Source organism: Celerinatantimonas yamalensis, from assembly GCF_046054155.1.
Lineage (GTDB): Bacteria > Pseudomonadota > Gammaproteobacteria > Enterobacterales > Celerinatantimonadaceae > Celerinatantimonas > Celerinatantimonas yamalensis.
In genome coordinates this window covers 130,533-144,328 of record NZ_JBEQCT010000001.1, presented here as the reverse complement: position 1 = coordinate 144,328, position 13,796 = coordinate 130,533, and the positions used below count along the sequence as shown (strand labels likewise).

Sequence of the window (13,796 nt, the reverse complement as noted above, 5' to 3'; positions counted from 1 at the left end):
GTTGTAACAATCATAATCAATAATGCGGTGAATTACATTCTAGCTCGGTTTGGTGCTAAGTTATATTGGACATAATCATTAGCCATCATCTCGGTGATAAAAAGATCATGAGTGCTAAAGCCATCTGCTCTACGTTTAGCCGAGCTGAAGTTCAATGTGCCAAACACAATATCTCGAACAATGAGCGGATAACCAATATAAGCTTGAATAGACGTAGCAATGACTACATTACCAAATTGAATAGTTGATAACTCATCTATGGGTGCGTTATAAGTGACAAGATCTCGCTGATTCATGACCTGTTCACAAAAAGTTCCACGCCGATCAAAGCTATCACCAGAGGTTATTAGTTTACCGCCCTCAGCATGGTGAATGACCGTTAAGTGGCGCCCACAACAGACTGTGATTGCACCATTTTCCATACCCAGAGCTTCACACCCATCATTAAGCCAATTTTGCCAATCCATAATTGTCACCTTTATATTTCTTATTGATTACTAATGTAATAGCTTACAAAGCTTGTGCCACTGTAGCTAAATTTCTTTAAAAAATTAGTAATAGCATGATTAATCAACAAAAATATAAAATATAGGATGGATATTATTGGTTTGGATCACTTCGACAGGTTCTTTTATTTTTGCAAACTGCAATCTAATTGCAGTTCTACTTTGCAATATGCAGATACATTTTCATCACAAAATGATGTATAAAACACTACTTGTTTTGCACCTGAGATTGCGGCGTATCAAATGGTTTTAATACATATAACTCCCAAATGGCAAACAACCGAGCCGCGACTTCTCGCAATCGGGTGCGCCAGTAATAACTAAATGGCGCATCTGGGGCAATCAATCCGACACAATCTAAACCAAAATAGCGTGCAATAAACAACGCTCGAGCCAAATGAAATCGTTGTGATACAATAATCATATGATGCAGACCAAAAACCTGTTTGGCATGTTCAATCGAATCGATTGTACGAAACCCAGCATTGTCTACTTCAATGACATCCCGTGGCACACCTCGTTTAACCAAATCATTAAGCATCGTCCGTGGTTCATTATAATAGCGTGAAGCGCGATCCCCACTGACCAAAATGCGTTGTACTTTTCCCGCACGATACAGTTCAACGGTACGAAGCATTCGATTCATATAAAAAGGATTAAGTCGTTTACCCACGTACTTGCTCGTCCCCAACACCAAAGCCACTGGTTTTGCGGGAATATTAGCAATCTTGGAAAATACCAGATCATGGGTACTCCAGCGAACATATTGATCAATACCAACAGCGCCTATGACTATAAAAACAAGCATGGTTAACACCCATAAGACAAACTTCTTTAATTGCAAATTGCCCTCTCTCTTGCCGCTGGCTTGATACAAAAAAGCCCCAAGGTTAATTGAGGCTTTTGATTTTATCGTGAAAAACGACTAGATACTAATGCGTGTGCACGCAACTTGATGAGAATCGCCTTCCAAATGTGGTTTCGTTTTAGCACACTCTTCTGTCGCAATCGGGCAACGCGTTCTAAACACACACCCTGAAGGCGGATTAATCGGTGATGGTAACTCGCCTTCTAACAGATCAATCTTCTTAGCACGTTCTAGATCTGGATCCGGAATCGGCACAGCCGTCATCAGCGCCTTGGTATAAGGATGTGTCGGATGGCTAAATAACTCATCCGATGTCCCTGTTTCCATGGCGTTGCCCAGATACATGACCAGTACGCGATCAGAGATATGCTTAACAACTGATAGATCATGTGCGATGAAGATCAAGCTTAACCCCATCTCTTTTTGCACTTCTTTGAGCAAATTGACAACTTGTGCTTGGATCGACACATCCAAAGCAGAAACAGGCTCATCACAGATCACCATTTTCGGCTCAAGAATCAATGCACGCGCAATGCCAATACGTTGACATTGCCCACCAGAGAATTCATGGGGATAACGGTTAATCACATTAGGCAACAAACCGACTCGCATCATCATCGAGCGCACTTTATCTTTCACTTCCTGTTTGGAAAAATTTGGATGAAAGGTTTTTAGTGGTTCAGCAATGATCTCACCAATTGTCATCCGCGGATTAAGTGATGCCAATGGATCTTGGAAGATCATCTGAATGTCTTTGCGCGTTTCATGCAAAGCTTTTGAGTTCGCTTTAGTGAGATCATTGCCCAGCCAAAGCACCTTGCCGGCGCGAGCACCAACCAGTCCAATAATCGCTCGCGCAAAGGTAGACTTACCACAACCGGACTCACCCACGACCCCCAGAGTTTCTCCTTCGTATAAGCGTACCGATACACCATCAACCGCTTTCAAGGTGACAGGTTTGCTCCATGGCCAGCTATGGTTATTCTTAATATCGAAATATACTTTTAGATCTTCGACATCGAGTAGAACTTTTCTCTCACTCATTTGTTTGCCTCCTGTCGCCAATCCCAAAAACAAGCTCGTTGACGCGCACCATCAAACTCGAGTAACTCAGGAGACTGCGCACTACATTTTGGCATCACTTTTTCGCAACGTTCTTGGAAAGGACACCCTTTGGGTAACTTCAACAAGTTAGGTGGATTTCCAGGAATCGTTGGTAATATATCACCATCCGTGTCTAAGCGTGGGATGGCTTTCAGCAGGCCTTGTGAATAAGGATGTGTTGGGGTATAGAACACATCATGAGCCGTTCCATATTCCATAGTACGCCCTGCATACATGACCAAAACTTTATCACAGATCCCTGCAACAACGCCCAAATCATGAGTAATCATGATAATGGCGGTGTTAAAATCATCTTTCAACTCATTGAGAAGTTGCATAATCTGCGCTTGGACAGTCACATCTAGCGCCGTCGTTGGCTCATCAGCAATCAATAACTGAGGACGACATAATAATGCCATCGCAATCATCACTCGTTGACGCATCCCACCGGAAAATTCATGTGGGTACATGTTCATCCGTTTCCGAGCTTCTGGCATTTTGACCGCATCAAGCATTTGCACAGATGCTGTATAGGCTTCTTTATCGTTCATTCCCTTATGCAGACGCAACACTTCAATCAGCTGAGGGCCAACTTTCATGTAAGGGTTTAAGCTAGTCATTGGGTCTTGGAAGATCATCGCGATTTTGGCGGAACGGATCTTATTGAGAGCCTTTTCTGGCAAATTGAGGATTTCACGCCCTTCAAATTTCGCACTACCAGAAATGATCCCATTGGATGCCAACAACCCCATCAGCGCAAAGGCGGTTTGGCTTTTACCGGAACCTGACTCGCCGACGATCCCTAAAGTTTGGCCCGCTTCGAGGCTAAAATTAAGATCATTAACTGCGGTGACGGCACCATCAGGAGTCGTAAATTCGACCCGCAGATCTCTTACTTCTAATAAACTCATGGTTATTCCTTCGTTACCGAGCTGTCAGATTATCGATCTTTTGGATCTAACGCATCACGCAGACCATCACCGATATAGTTAAAACAAAACAGCGTAATGACCATAAAGGCACAAGGGACTAAAAGCTGCCAAATCGCGATATTCATATTCTGCGCACCATCTTGCAGTAAAGCGCCCCAACTGGTCATCGGCTCTTGAACCCCTAGCCCTAAGAAACTCAAGAAAGATTCAAGCAAAATCATATTTGGAACCAACAATGTCGCGTAAACCGCAACAATTCCTAAGACATTCGGAATAATATGTTTGGTAATAATATTCCATCTTGAAACGCCACACACTTCAGCCGCTTCGATAAACTCTTTATTGCGTAAACTCAGTGTCTGACCACGCACAACCCTCGCCATATCCAACCAAGAGACCGCACCAATGGCGACAAAAATCAGCATGATATCGCGACCAAAAAAGGTCACTAATAAAATGACTAAGAACATAAAAGGAATGGAATATAAAATTTCCAAAACACGCATCATGATCCGGTCAACTCCACCGCCGATAAAACCAGAGGTCGCCCCATAAAGCGTACCAATGACCACAGCGACCAAAGCGCCAAGCACCCCAACCATCAGCGAAATTCGACCACCAAGCAGTGAACGGACATAGAGGTCACGGCCTAAAGAGTCTGTACCAAAGTAATGGCCCGTCGCCCATGAGGGCGGTGACGACATGTGGACCCAGTCAGTTGCATCGAACGGATACTGTGAAAAATAGGGCCCGATTAACACAAATAAGATAATAAAGACCAAAATAGCTAAACTGGTCATAGCCGCATGGTTTCGACGAAAACGACGGAAGGCGTCTTGCCAAAGGCTGCGCCCTTCCACTTCTAGCTGTTCTGCTAGGTTTCCTGTGACCGCTTGACTCGATTTTTTAGAAAAAAACAACATAAATTTCAAAGGCTCCCTAAATTCGGATCTTCGGATCAACCATCGCTAACAGGATGTCGACAACCGCGTTGAAGAAAATGGTTAATGCGCCAATGACAATGGTGACACCTAACACCAGTGAATAATCACGGTTTAACGCACCATTAATAAATAGCTGGCCGATACCAGGAAGACCAAAAATAGTTTCAATTACCACCGAACCGGTAATAATCCCAACGAATGCAGGCCCCATGTACGAAACAACGGGTAACAACGCGGGACGCAGTGCATGCTTTAGCACCACTTGCCAGTATGGGAGTCCTTTCGCTTTCGCTGTTCGAATAAAGTTTGAGTGTAATGTTTCAATCATACTGCCACGGGTAATACGGGCAAAAGTTGCCACATATAACATCGCCATCCCGATAACAGGTAATACCATGTGCTGAAAATCACCACCATTCCACCCACCTGCGGGTAGAATTCTAAAGCCCAATGCAAATATATAAATCAGTACTGGGGCAATCACAAATGAGGGCATCACCACCCCAACCATCGCGGTGGACATGGTTGTGTAATCTAACCACGTATTTTGTTTAAGCGCAGAGATCGTCCCTACAGCAACGCCCATCACAACGGCTAAAATAAAAGCATAAAAACCGATCTTGGCAGAAACTGGCAATGATTGCTCAATCAGTGATGTAACATCCTTATCTTTGTACTTAAATGAAGGGCCTAAATCGCCATGTAACATGTGTTTCATATAGTTAAAATATTGCACAACTAACGGCTTATCTAAACCATATTTGGCGTTCAGGTTTGCTTCTACTGCAGGTGGTAGTGCGCGTTCACTAGAAAAAGGATTCCCTGGCGCAAAACGCATCATAAAAAATGACACTGTAATGAGCACCAACATCGTTGGAATCGCTTCTAGGATCCGCTTAAAAATAAACTTTAACATAAACTAGTCTCGTTCGAGATTCGTTACCACAATCTAGGTGTATGAAAGGCGCTGGCCGAAAGGGACCACCAGCGCCCGTAAGACTTAACTGCTAAATCACTTTTTCGCTTTCATATAGAAGTTTTTCACGTAGTAGTAATCCAGTGCGTTATGCATTGGATAACCGCCCACGGTTGGCTTCACTAAGCGAGCATTCACATATGAATAAATCGGCGCAATCGGTGCATCGTTCACTAAAATATCTTCAGCTTTGGTATACAAGGCATTACGAGCTTTATCATCTGCGGTGTTCAATGCTTTATTCATAAGCGCGTCATAAGCTTTATCCGAATAGTCAGCATTATTTTGAGTATTGCCAGTCATCATCAGAGTCATGAATGTAGACGCTTCATTGTAGTCACCACACCATGCATCACGTGCAACGGTAAATTGATGATTTTGACGAGTCTGTAAGAAGGTTTTCCATTCTTGGTTTTCTAATGTGACTTTAACGCCTAGCGATTTCCACATCTGAGCAACTGCTAATGCAATTTTTTTATGGTTACCACTGGTGTTATACAAAATAGAGATATCTAACTGTTTGCCGCCTTTGCCATACCCTGCTTCTTTCATCCACTCACGTGCTTTCGCCATACGCTGTGCTTGAGTCATATGCGCATAAGCAAGATTAGGCGGGGTAAAGCCATCGGTTGCCGCAGGCGTAAAGCCATACAGCGGTTGTTCACCTTTACCAGTCACATATTTGGTAATGACATCACGGTTAATCGCATAAGAGAGGGCTTTACGCAGACGAACATCGTTAAATGGTGGTTTTTTATTATTGAAATCATAATAATAGTTACACAAATAACCAGTTACTTTTAGATCGTTTGGATAATCTTTTTGTAAGTGCTTGAACTGCTCATTTGGCACTTCATACGTCATATCGATTTCACCAGCCATAAAGCGATTCATCGCGGCGACTTGATCAGAAACTGGTAAGAAGGTCACTTTATTGATGACGGTTTTCTTATTATTCCAATAATCAGGGTTACGCACTAGCACGATACGGCTATTCACCACCCATTTACTTAGTTTATAGGCACCGTTTGAGACGATATGCTGAGGCTGAGTCCATTTATCGCCCCATTTTTCAACGACAGGTGGATAAACAGGGAAAACAGATGAGTTGGCCATCATTTTTACAAAATAAGGCACGGAATGTGACAATGTCACTTGCAACGTGTGATCATCTAACGCTTTTACGCCCAGTTTACTTGGATCCATTTTACCATCAATGATGGCATCAACGTTTTCCATGCCAGTCAACTGCAAATAGTATGAGTAAGGCGAAGCCGTTTTAGGATCAACCAATCGGCGCCAAGCAAACACGAAATCTTGCGCAGTGACGGGTTTACCGTTTGACCACTTCGCATTATCACGCAAATGGAAGGTAAAGACTTTGTTGTCTTTATTATCCCAGCTTTTGGCTACGCCAGGTACTGTTGCACCATTAGCGTCTTGATTAATCAACCCCTCAAATTGCTGCATGGCAATATGCGACCCAGGGACACCTTGAATAAGCTGCGGATCTAATGAACCGGGCTCAGAACCGTTGTTGATTACAATGTCTTGTTTTTTTGCAAGTTGAGTTCCTGCTGGAACATCAGCTGCGTATACTGTGCTTGCGCTTAGCATCGCTGAAACTACCAGCGTACTAAGAATTTTTTTATTTAGATTCATTAAAATCTCCATTTTTAAAGGAAATCCCAAACGGACTAGCGTCAATAAGTCACTTTATGAACGCCTATGAGTATTTAACTGAATCATCATTAAAACAGACTAATCTTCTGCTTATATAATGATTAGCCACAGATTGTACATTTCTATTTCTACATCGACAAACTATTATTCTTAGCAAAACCTAAAAATAAATTAGAAAGCATTATTTATGCATAAAAAATCAAAATAAGTGCCATTTAGAAAAAAAAAACTCATAAGTATTCATCCCAAATCTCATTAAAATCGAGTGTGTTTGCTTGTTGCAGTTTAAATAGCTGCGTAAAGAAGCATTGAGATCTCATTTTTGACACAAATCAGAAGATAAACTCTTTTTACTCATCTACTGATAACACGGCACAACAATTCGATCATATATTTTGTAATTTTGCTACAAAAAGAACTTTATCAAACGGATTATCATACCCATATTCGCTATATCCCTATGAAATATAGGTTTTTGATCTCATTTTTAAATTTCATTTGTAACTAAACAACAACTGATCCAAGTCAATTATTACAAAGCTGACTATCATATACTGTTACCCGAAGGCTGCTTAGTCAGTGCGGTTTCGTCACACCTAATCGGTTCGAACGTATGAATAAAGCCACGCCACTTGCTAAACAGCTTTATAATTGAGGAGAAATCTATGACTGTTAGTAATATCACCGAACTTGACGCGTTGGTTGCGCGAGTTAAAACAGCCCAGCTAGCGTATGCAAGCTATAGCCAAGAACAAGTTGATAAAATTTTCCGTGCTGCAGCACTTGCCGCAGCCGATGCCCGTATTCCGTTAGCGCAAATGGCTGCTGCAGAATCAGGCATGGGTATTGTTGAAGATAAAGTAATTAAAAATCACTTCGCCTCAGAATATATCTACAACAAATACAAAGACAAAAAGACCTGTGGCATTCTCGATGAAAATGAAGAAATGGGAACCATCACAATTGCCGAACCTATCGGTATTATCTGTGGGATCGTTCCAACCACCAACCCAACATCGACCGCTATTTTTAAAGCTCTGATTAGTTTAAAAACACGTAATGGGATCATATTTTCCCCTCATCCTCGTGCAAAAAAATCAACTAATTCAGCGGCCAAATTAGTACTTGATGCAGCCATTGAAGCGGGTGCCCCTAAAGATATTATTGGTTGGATTGATGAGCCTTCTGTTGAATTATCAAATGCTCTGATGCGTCATGATAGCATCAATCTGATTCTTGCAACGGGTGGTCCAGGCATGGTGAAAGCAGCCTACTCATCTGGTAAACCAGCCATCGGTGTAGGGGCGGGTAATACGCCTGTCGTTATTGATGAAACGGCTGATATCAAGCGTGCGGTATCTTCTATATTAATGTCTAAAACCTTTGACAATGGTGTCGTGTGTGCCTCAGAGCAAGCTGTTATTGTTGTCGATAAAGTTTATGATGCGGTTAAAGAGCGATTTTCTAATTACGGCGGCTATATTCTTTCCAAAGAGGAAGCAGATAAAGTCCGTAAAATATTGCTGATTAATGGTGCGTTGAACGCTAAAATCGTTGGTCAACCAGCGAGTAAAATTGCTGAGATGGCAGGTATCAAGGTTCCAGCATGGACCAAAGTACTTATCGGTGAAGGCCTACGAGTCACTATTGCAGACGAATTTGCACATGAAAAATTGTCACCTACATTAGGGATGTTTAAAGCAAAAGACTTCTATGACGCCGTTGATCAAGCCGTCGAAATGGTTAACCTTGGCGGGATTGGGCATACCTCAGCACTTTATACTGACCAAGATCAAAATAAAGAACGTATCGCTTATTTTGGCGACAAAATGAAAACGGCTCGTATTTTGATCAACACACCAACTTCACAAGGTGGGATTGGTGACCTTTACAACTTTGCACTAGCACCGTCACTAACCCTCGGGTGTGGTTCTTGGGGTGGTAACTCAATCTCAGAGAACGTTGGTCCTAAACACTTGATCAATAAAAAAACAGTGGCTAAGCGAGCTGAAAACATGTTATGGCATAAACTCCCTCAATCTATCTACTTCCGCCGCGGCTGCTTGCCAGAAGCGATGAAAGATCTGGAAGGTAAAAAACGTGCATGTATCGTGACCGACCGTTACTTATTTAACAATGGTTACGTAGATGAACTGATTGAGATCCTAAAAGATAAAGGCATGGAAACCGAAGTCTTTTACGAAGTCGAAGCGGACCCAACTCTTAGTATTGTCCGTAAAGGGGCGGATCTGCTCAACCAATTTAAACCTGATGTAATTTTAGCCTTAGGTGGCGGTTCGCCAATGGATGCGGCGAAAATTATGTGGGTCATGTATGAACATCCTGAAGTTCATTTCGAAGATTTGGCGCTACGCTTTATGGATATCCGCAAACGGATCTATAAATTCCCTAAAATGGGTGAAAAAGCGATGATGGTAGCCATCACCACAACCTCAGGAACTGGTTCTGAAGTAACACCATTCGCGGTTGTAACTGATGACGCAACAGGCAAAAAATATCCGTTAGCCGACTATCAGCTCACTCCCAACATGGCTGTGATTGATGCCAACTTGGTCATGAATATGCCAAAAGCATTAACTGCATTTGGTGGTTATGACGCAGTGACACATGCCATGGAAGCTTATGTGTCTATTCTTGCTAACGAATACTCTGATGGACAAGCATTACAAGCATTAAGCTTACTCAAACAATACTTGCCAAGTGCCTATGCAAATGGTGCCAAAGATCCAGTCGCTCGTGAAAAAGTGCACAATGGTGCAACTATTGCTGGTATCGCGTTTGCGCAAGCATTCTTGGGAATTTGTCACTCAATGGCACATAAATTGGGGGCTGAGTTCCACCTTGCTCATGGCTTAGCAAATGCCTTGTTATTGACGAACGTCATTCGTTATAACGCTACAAACTTACCGACTAAACAAGCAGCGTTCTCTCAATACGACCGGCCAAAAGCACGTGCGCGTTATGCTGAAATTGCTGAACACCTCGGTTTCCGAGAAGGTCGTACAGAGGATAAAATCAACGCCCTACTCGATTGGTTAGAAGCATTGAAAATTGAGCTTGATATTCCAACCTCTATTCAAGCCGCTGGCGTGAGTGAAGCTGATTTTATGGCGAAAGTTGATCATTTAGCCGTTGAAGCATTTGATGACCAATGTACCGGTGCTAACCCTCGTTACCCGCTCATTAGTGAGTTAAAACAAGTGTTAATTGACTCATTCTACGGCAATTATTATGTCGAAGAATATGAGCGCGAAGACATTGAAAAAGCTGAAGACGAAAAAAGTGAAGAAAAACCTGCTCGTCGCTCAAAAAAAGCGGTGGATGCAGCTAAATAAATAGCAGCACCACATTGCATCTTAGCCCCGCTCACGCGGGGCTATTTCGTTTCAAGCATGAGTTTGGCATACTAGTAACTCATCCCATCATCAATTAGGCGCGTTATGTATAAAACAACTCGACTATGGATAGGGTTTAGTTTTAGCCTTGGCTTAACCATTCCTTCGACAATTGCGGCGACCGCTTGGCAACCTGTCAAACCGTTTCAAGCAGATTATCAAGCTTATTTCAAAGGAACCGCCGTCGGACATGGTAGCCGCACACTCAAGGCATTAGGTAATGGCCACTTTCAAGCAACTAGTGATGCCAAGGTGTTAGGTGGTATTGGAGTGAGCTATCATGAACTCAGCCAATTTAGCTACCAAAAAAATAGAATTATCAGCGAGGGCTTTAGCCGCGAAAAACGCGTGTTTTTAGGAAGCTCTAAGATTGTCGGTCGTCCTGACGGCCGTGGTGGATTATTTGTTAAAAGTGATGCAAAACGCCAACACATTCGCTCTGGAAATTGGGGCAATACACTTGACGCATCCGCTTTTCAGATCCAGTTCCAAAATGATGTCAAAAACGGCCGCGAAACCTTCCGTTATCATTATGTTGATGGCGATGAAATCAAAGACTACCAATTTAAGATTGATGGCCGTCAAACCATTACGGTTCCTGCTGGTACCTATCAAACGATTCGTCTTAAACGGATTAATCAAGGCAGTCGAGAAACCTACATGTGGCTAGCACCAAAGCTTGACTATCAACTGATTAAATTGCAGGTCAAACGCCATGGTAAAAATTGGTCCAGTATGGCACTCACAAAAATTCAAGTAAAATGATAGTGCAGAGTGGCCGCTAAGCGCGGCCTTGTCATAACATTATCCGACTAGTGAATAAACGCTTTAATACCTGTCATAATCATTTGCGCGGCAATAGCAGAGAGGATCAGACCACTAATTTTTGTCATCACCGAAATCCCTTGCTTAGTCACCAAGCGTTCAACGGTCGAACTCATATATAAGATAAATCCAACCATCAACATCGCCAGAGTAATGCCAGTCAAATCAGCAATTCGCGTTGTGATCGTGTGTGCTTCAGCAGCCATCACAACAATAGACCCCAAAATAGCGGGTCCGACAACCACAGGTGTCGTCAACGGTACAATCATCACATCACTGGGCGTTACATCCGGCCCAACATTAGAGCTGCTATCACCGCCAGATGAAAGTTGAATGGCGGTTAACAGCAAAATCACCCCCGTCCCAATGCGAAACGAATGAATATTAATACCAAATAGTGCAAATATAAAATCACCGCCTATATAGACAATGACACACATCAATATACTCGCCACCATGACCTTTATGGCCAAAGTGCGCCGAACGCTATCTTCCCAACGGCGGGTGATCGCAATATATGTCGACAACACAAAAAAAGGAGCACACATAAAGAAAAATTTTACGCATACATTGATGATGTAAATCAGCATTTTCATTCAGTCCAGGGGCGTTAGTGGCGGGCATTATAAGCGCGCTTTACTCACACCCCAATCAGAAAAATCTAATCTCTATGGATTACTTCAAATAATCTAACCATAGTCGCTTCTCTTCCGTTGTCCATTCACCAGCATAGATGCGACTAAGCGACTGGTGATATAGTGACTAGAACACGCATGATGAAGTAGTAATCTATGTCTATGACAACAATTTCTCATATATTAATCACTGGCTGCTCAAGTGGAATTGGTTATCACTGCGCCAAGACGCTCCATCAACACGATTATCGTGTCGTAGCAAGTTGTCGTCGCAAAGAAGATACCTTACGTCTACGCGAGCAAGGGCTTAACGCGGTTACCCTCGATCTTGCCTGCAGTGATTCGATAGAACAAGGATATGCACAAGCACTGGAACAGCTAGGTGGACGCATCGATGCACTATTTAATAACGGGGCTTATGGCCAAACTGGTGCTTTAGAAGATCTCAGCACCAATGCGCTGCGAGCGCAATTTGAAAATAACTTTTTTGGTTGGCATCACTTGATCCGGTTAGTGCTGCCTTTGATGTTAAACCAACAACGAGGGCGCATTATTCAAAACAGTTCGGTGTTAGGACTGGCGGCCCTGCGCTATCGGGGAGCTTACTGCGCATCCAAGTTTGCGCTTGAAGGCTATACCGACACCCTACGCTTAGAGCTAAGTGATACCCCAATCAAAGTATGCTTAATTGAACCAGGGCCCATTAATAGCCGTTTTCGAGCAAATGCTAAGCAGGTATTTTTAAATACCATCGCGTGGCAAACATCACGCCACCGAGACAATTACCAAGCCACTTTAACCCGTCTTGGCAGTGATCAACCGCCCAGTCGACATACCCTTGAACCTGACGCTATTGCAGATTGCCTGCTTGATGCCTTACGCAGTGCTACCCCCAAAACACGCTATTATGTCACTCGCCCAACCAAATTAGTGGCTATAGCTCGTCGCATTTTGTCAACCAAAGCCCTTGATCGCTTACTATTAAAAGGAGGCGCTTGATTATGCTTAAGTTTTTCCGTTTTAGTTATCCGCGTTGGCTAACGCTGTTAGTACTTTTCTTGCCACTAACAAGCCAAGCAAATCCCGCACTCTGGCAAGCTCAAAAAGGTCACCAAACGCTGTATTTTTTTGGCTCGATCCATATTGGTAGCAAAAAACTATACCCACTGCCTAAAGCGGCCTTGAAGGCATTTGCAAATAGCTCACGCTTATGGGTCGAAGTAGACACGCGTTATATATCCGATCAAGTACGGGAACAGATTCGGAAGACAGTCACCTTGCCAGAGGACCAAACATTAGCCGATCTACTCCCCGCATCATTACAACATAAGCTGCGCCAACGCAGTCAATCGCTAGGGTTATCGATGACCCAACTGCAGCATCTGTATCCATGGTATGTCAGCATATTGATAAGCCAACACATTTATCAAAAATTAGGCTATACCAGCGCACTTGGTATTGATCAGTTTTTTTTAAACAAAGCCACTCACACTCATAAACCCGTCTCATCATTGGAAACAGTCACTCAGCAATTCCAAGCCTTGGCGACTTTAAAAGATGACCAAAACGATGTATTACAACAAACGCTAGCCACCGATGATTCCATTAAAACAGGGATTGATGACACCATAGCTGCATGGCGAAGTGGCAATCAAGAGCGATTGATCGATCTATTACAACAGGATCAGAAAGGCATCCATCATCAGGAACAAGTTAACTTTCAGAAAAACCTGCTCACGCAGCGCAATCGCCGTTGGCTGAAAGAATTCACTCAAATTAAAAGTGAGCAACCACAGTTTGTCGTGGTAGGTGCATTACATTTAGCGGGTAAGCAAGGTGTGTTAGCCTTACTCAAACAAACAGGCTACACCATTAAACGTATCCATTAGAGGTCGAACAACATAACA

12 protein-coding genes are annotated in these 13,796 nt (G+C 43.0%); 4 read left to right on the top strand and 8 right to left on the bottom strand.

What is annotated here, in order from left to right; all coding sequences use genetic code 11:
* Positions 1-32: 32 nt before the first annotated feature.
* The 7 genes from ABUE30_RS00750 to ABUE30_RS00720 form a co-directional block, all read right to left on the bottom strand.
* On the bottom strand, positions 33-467 hold the full coding sequence (locus ABUE30_RS00750; RefSeq protein WP_408621742.1) for a GAF domain-containing protein: 435 nt from the start codon (positions 465-467) through the stop codon (positions 33-35).
* A 247-nt stretch (positions 468-714) separates the two neighbouring features.
* Positions 715-1,314, bottom strand: a complete 600-nt coding sequence (locus ABUE30_RS00745) for a SanA/YdcF family protein (protein WP_408621740.1) — start codon at positions 1,312-1,314, stop codon at positions 715-717.
* 117 nt (positions 1,315-1,431) lie between these two features.
* Entirely contained in the window at positions 1,432-2,418 is a 987-nt protein-coding gene (gene oppF, locus ABUE30_RS00740) for a murein tripeptide/oligopeptide ABC transporter ATP binding protein OppF (protein WP_408621738.1), read from the bottom strand.
* The gene (gene oppD, locus ABUE30_RS00735) at positions 2,415-3,389 is read right to left on the bottom strand and encodes an ABC transporter ATP-binding protein (RefSeq protein WP_408621736.1); all 975 of its coding nucleotides are present in this window, start codon (positions 3,387-3,389) and stop codon (positions 2,415-2,417) included. Before oppD ends, oppF begins: the two co-directional genes overlap by 4 nt.
* Before the next feature lie 29 nt (positions 3,390-3,418).
* Positions 3,419-4,333, bottom strand: a complete 915-nt coding sequence (oppC, locus tag ABUE30_RS00730; RefSeq protein WP_408621735.1) for an oligopeptide ABC transporter permease OppC — start codon at positions 4,331-4,333, stop codon at positions 3,419-3,421.
* 16 nt (positions 4,334-4,349) lie between these two features.
* Positions 4,350-5,270 (bottom strand): oligopeptide ABC transporter permease OppB, encoded by a 921-nt coding sequence (gene oppB, locus ABUE30_RS00725; protein ID WP_408621733.1) that lies wholly within the window; start codon positions 5,268-5,270, stop codon positions 4,350-4,352.
* A 96-nt stretch (positions 5,271-5,366) separates the two neighbouring features.
* On the bottom strand, positions 5,367-6,992 hold the full coding sequence (locus ABUE30_RS00720) for an ABC transporter substrate-binding protein (protein WP_408621731.1): 1,626 nt from the start codon (positions 6,990-6,992) through the stop codon (positions 5,367-5,369).
* Positions 6,993-7,678: 686 nt separating this feature from the next.
* On the opposite strand from ABUE30_RS00720, the gene adhE reads away from it, so the two are divergent.
* Both adhE and ABUE30_RS00710 read left to right on the top strand, forming a co-directional pair.
* Positions 7,679-10,369, top strand: a complete 2,691-nt coding sequence (adhE, locus tag ABUE30_RS00715; RefSeq protein WP_408621730.1) for a bifunctional acetaldehyde-CoA/alcohol dehydrogenase — start codon at positions 7,679-7,681, stop codon at positions 10,367-10,369.
* Positions 10,370-10,474: 105 nt separating this feature from the next.
* Complete coding sequence (locus tag ABUE30_RS00710) at positions 10,475-11,194, top strand: DUF3108 domain-containing protein (RefSeq protein ID WP_408621728.1); 720 nt, start codon at positions 10,475-10,477, stop codon at positions 11,192-11,194.
* Positions 11,195-11,241: 47 nt separating this feature from the next.
* On the opposite strand, the gene ABUE30_RS00705 is transcribed toward ABUE30_RS00710, so the two are convergent.
* Positions 11,242-11,844 carry a MarC family protein gene (locus tag ABUE30_RS00705; protein ID WP_408621727.1) on the bottom strand — a complete coding sequence of 201 codons (603 nt, stop codon included), beginning with the start codon at positions 11,842-11,844 and terminating at the stop codon, positions 11,242-11,244.
* 201 nt (positions 11,845-12,045) lie between these two features.
* Between ABUE30_RS00705 and ABUE30_RS00700 the strand changes: the two genes are divergently transcribed.
* Both ABUE30_RS00700 and ABUE30_RS00695 read left to right on the top strand, forming a co-directional pair.
* Positions 12,046-12,888, top strand: coding sequence for an SDR family NAD(P)-dependent oxidoreductase (locus ABUE30_RS00700; protein WP_408621725.1), 843 nt, complete (start codon positions 12,046-12,048; stop codon positions 12,886-12,888).
* A 2-nt stretch (positions 12,889-12,890) separates the two neighbouring features.
* Positions 12,891-13,778 (top strand): TraB/GumN family protein, encoded by an 888-nt coding sequence (locus ABUE30_RS00695; protein WP_408621723.1) that lies wholly within the window; start codon positions 12,891-12,893, stop codon positions 13,776-13,778.
* Positions 13,779-13,796: the final 18 nt, after the last annotated feature.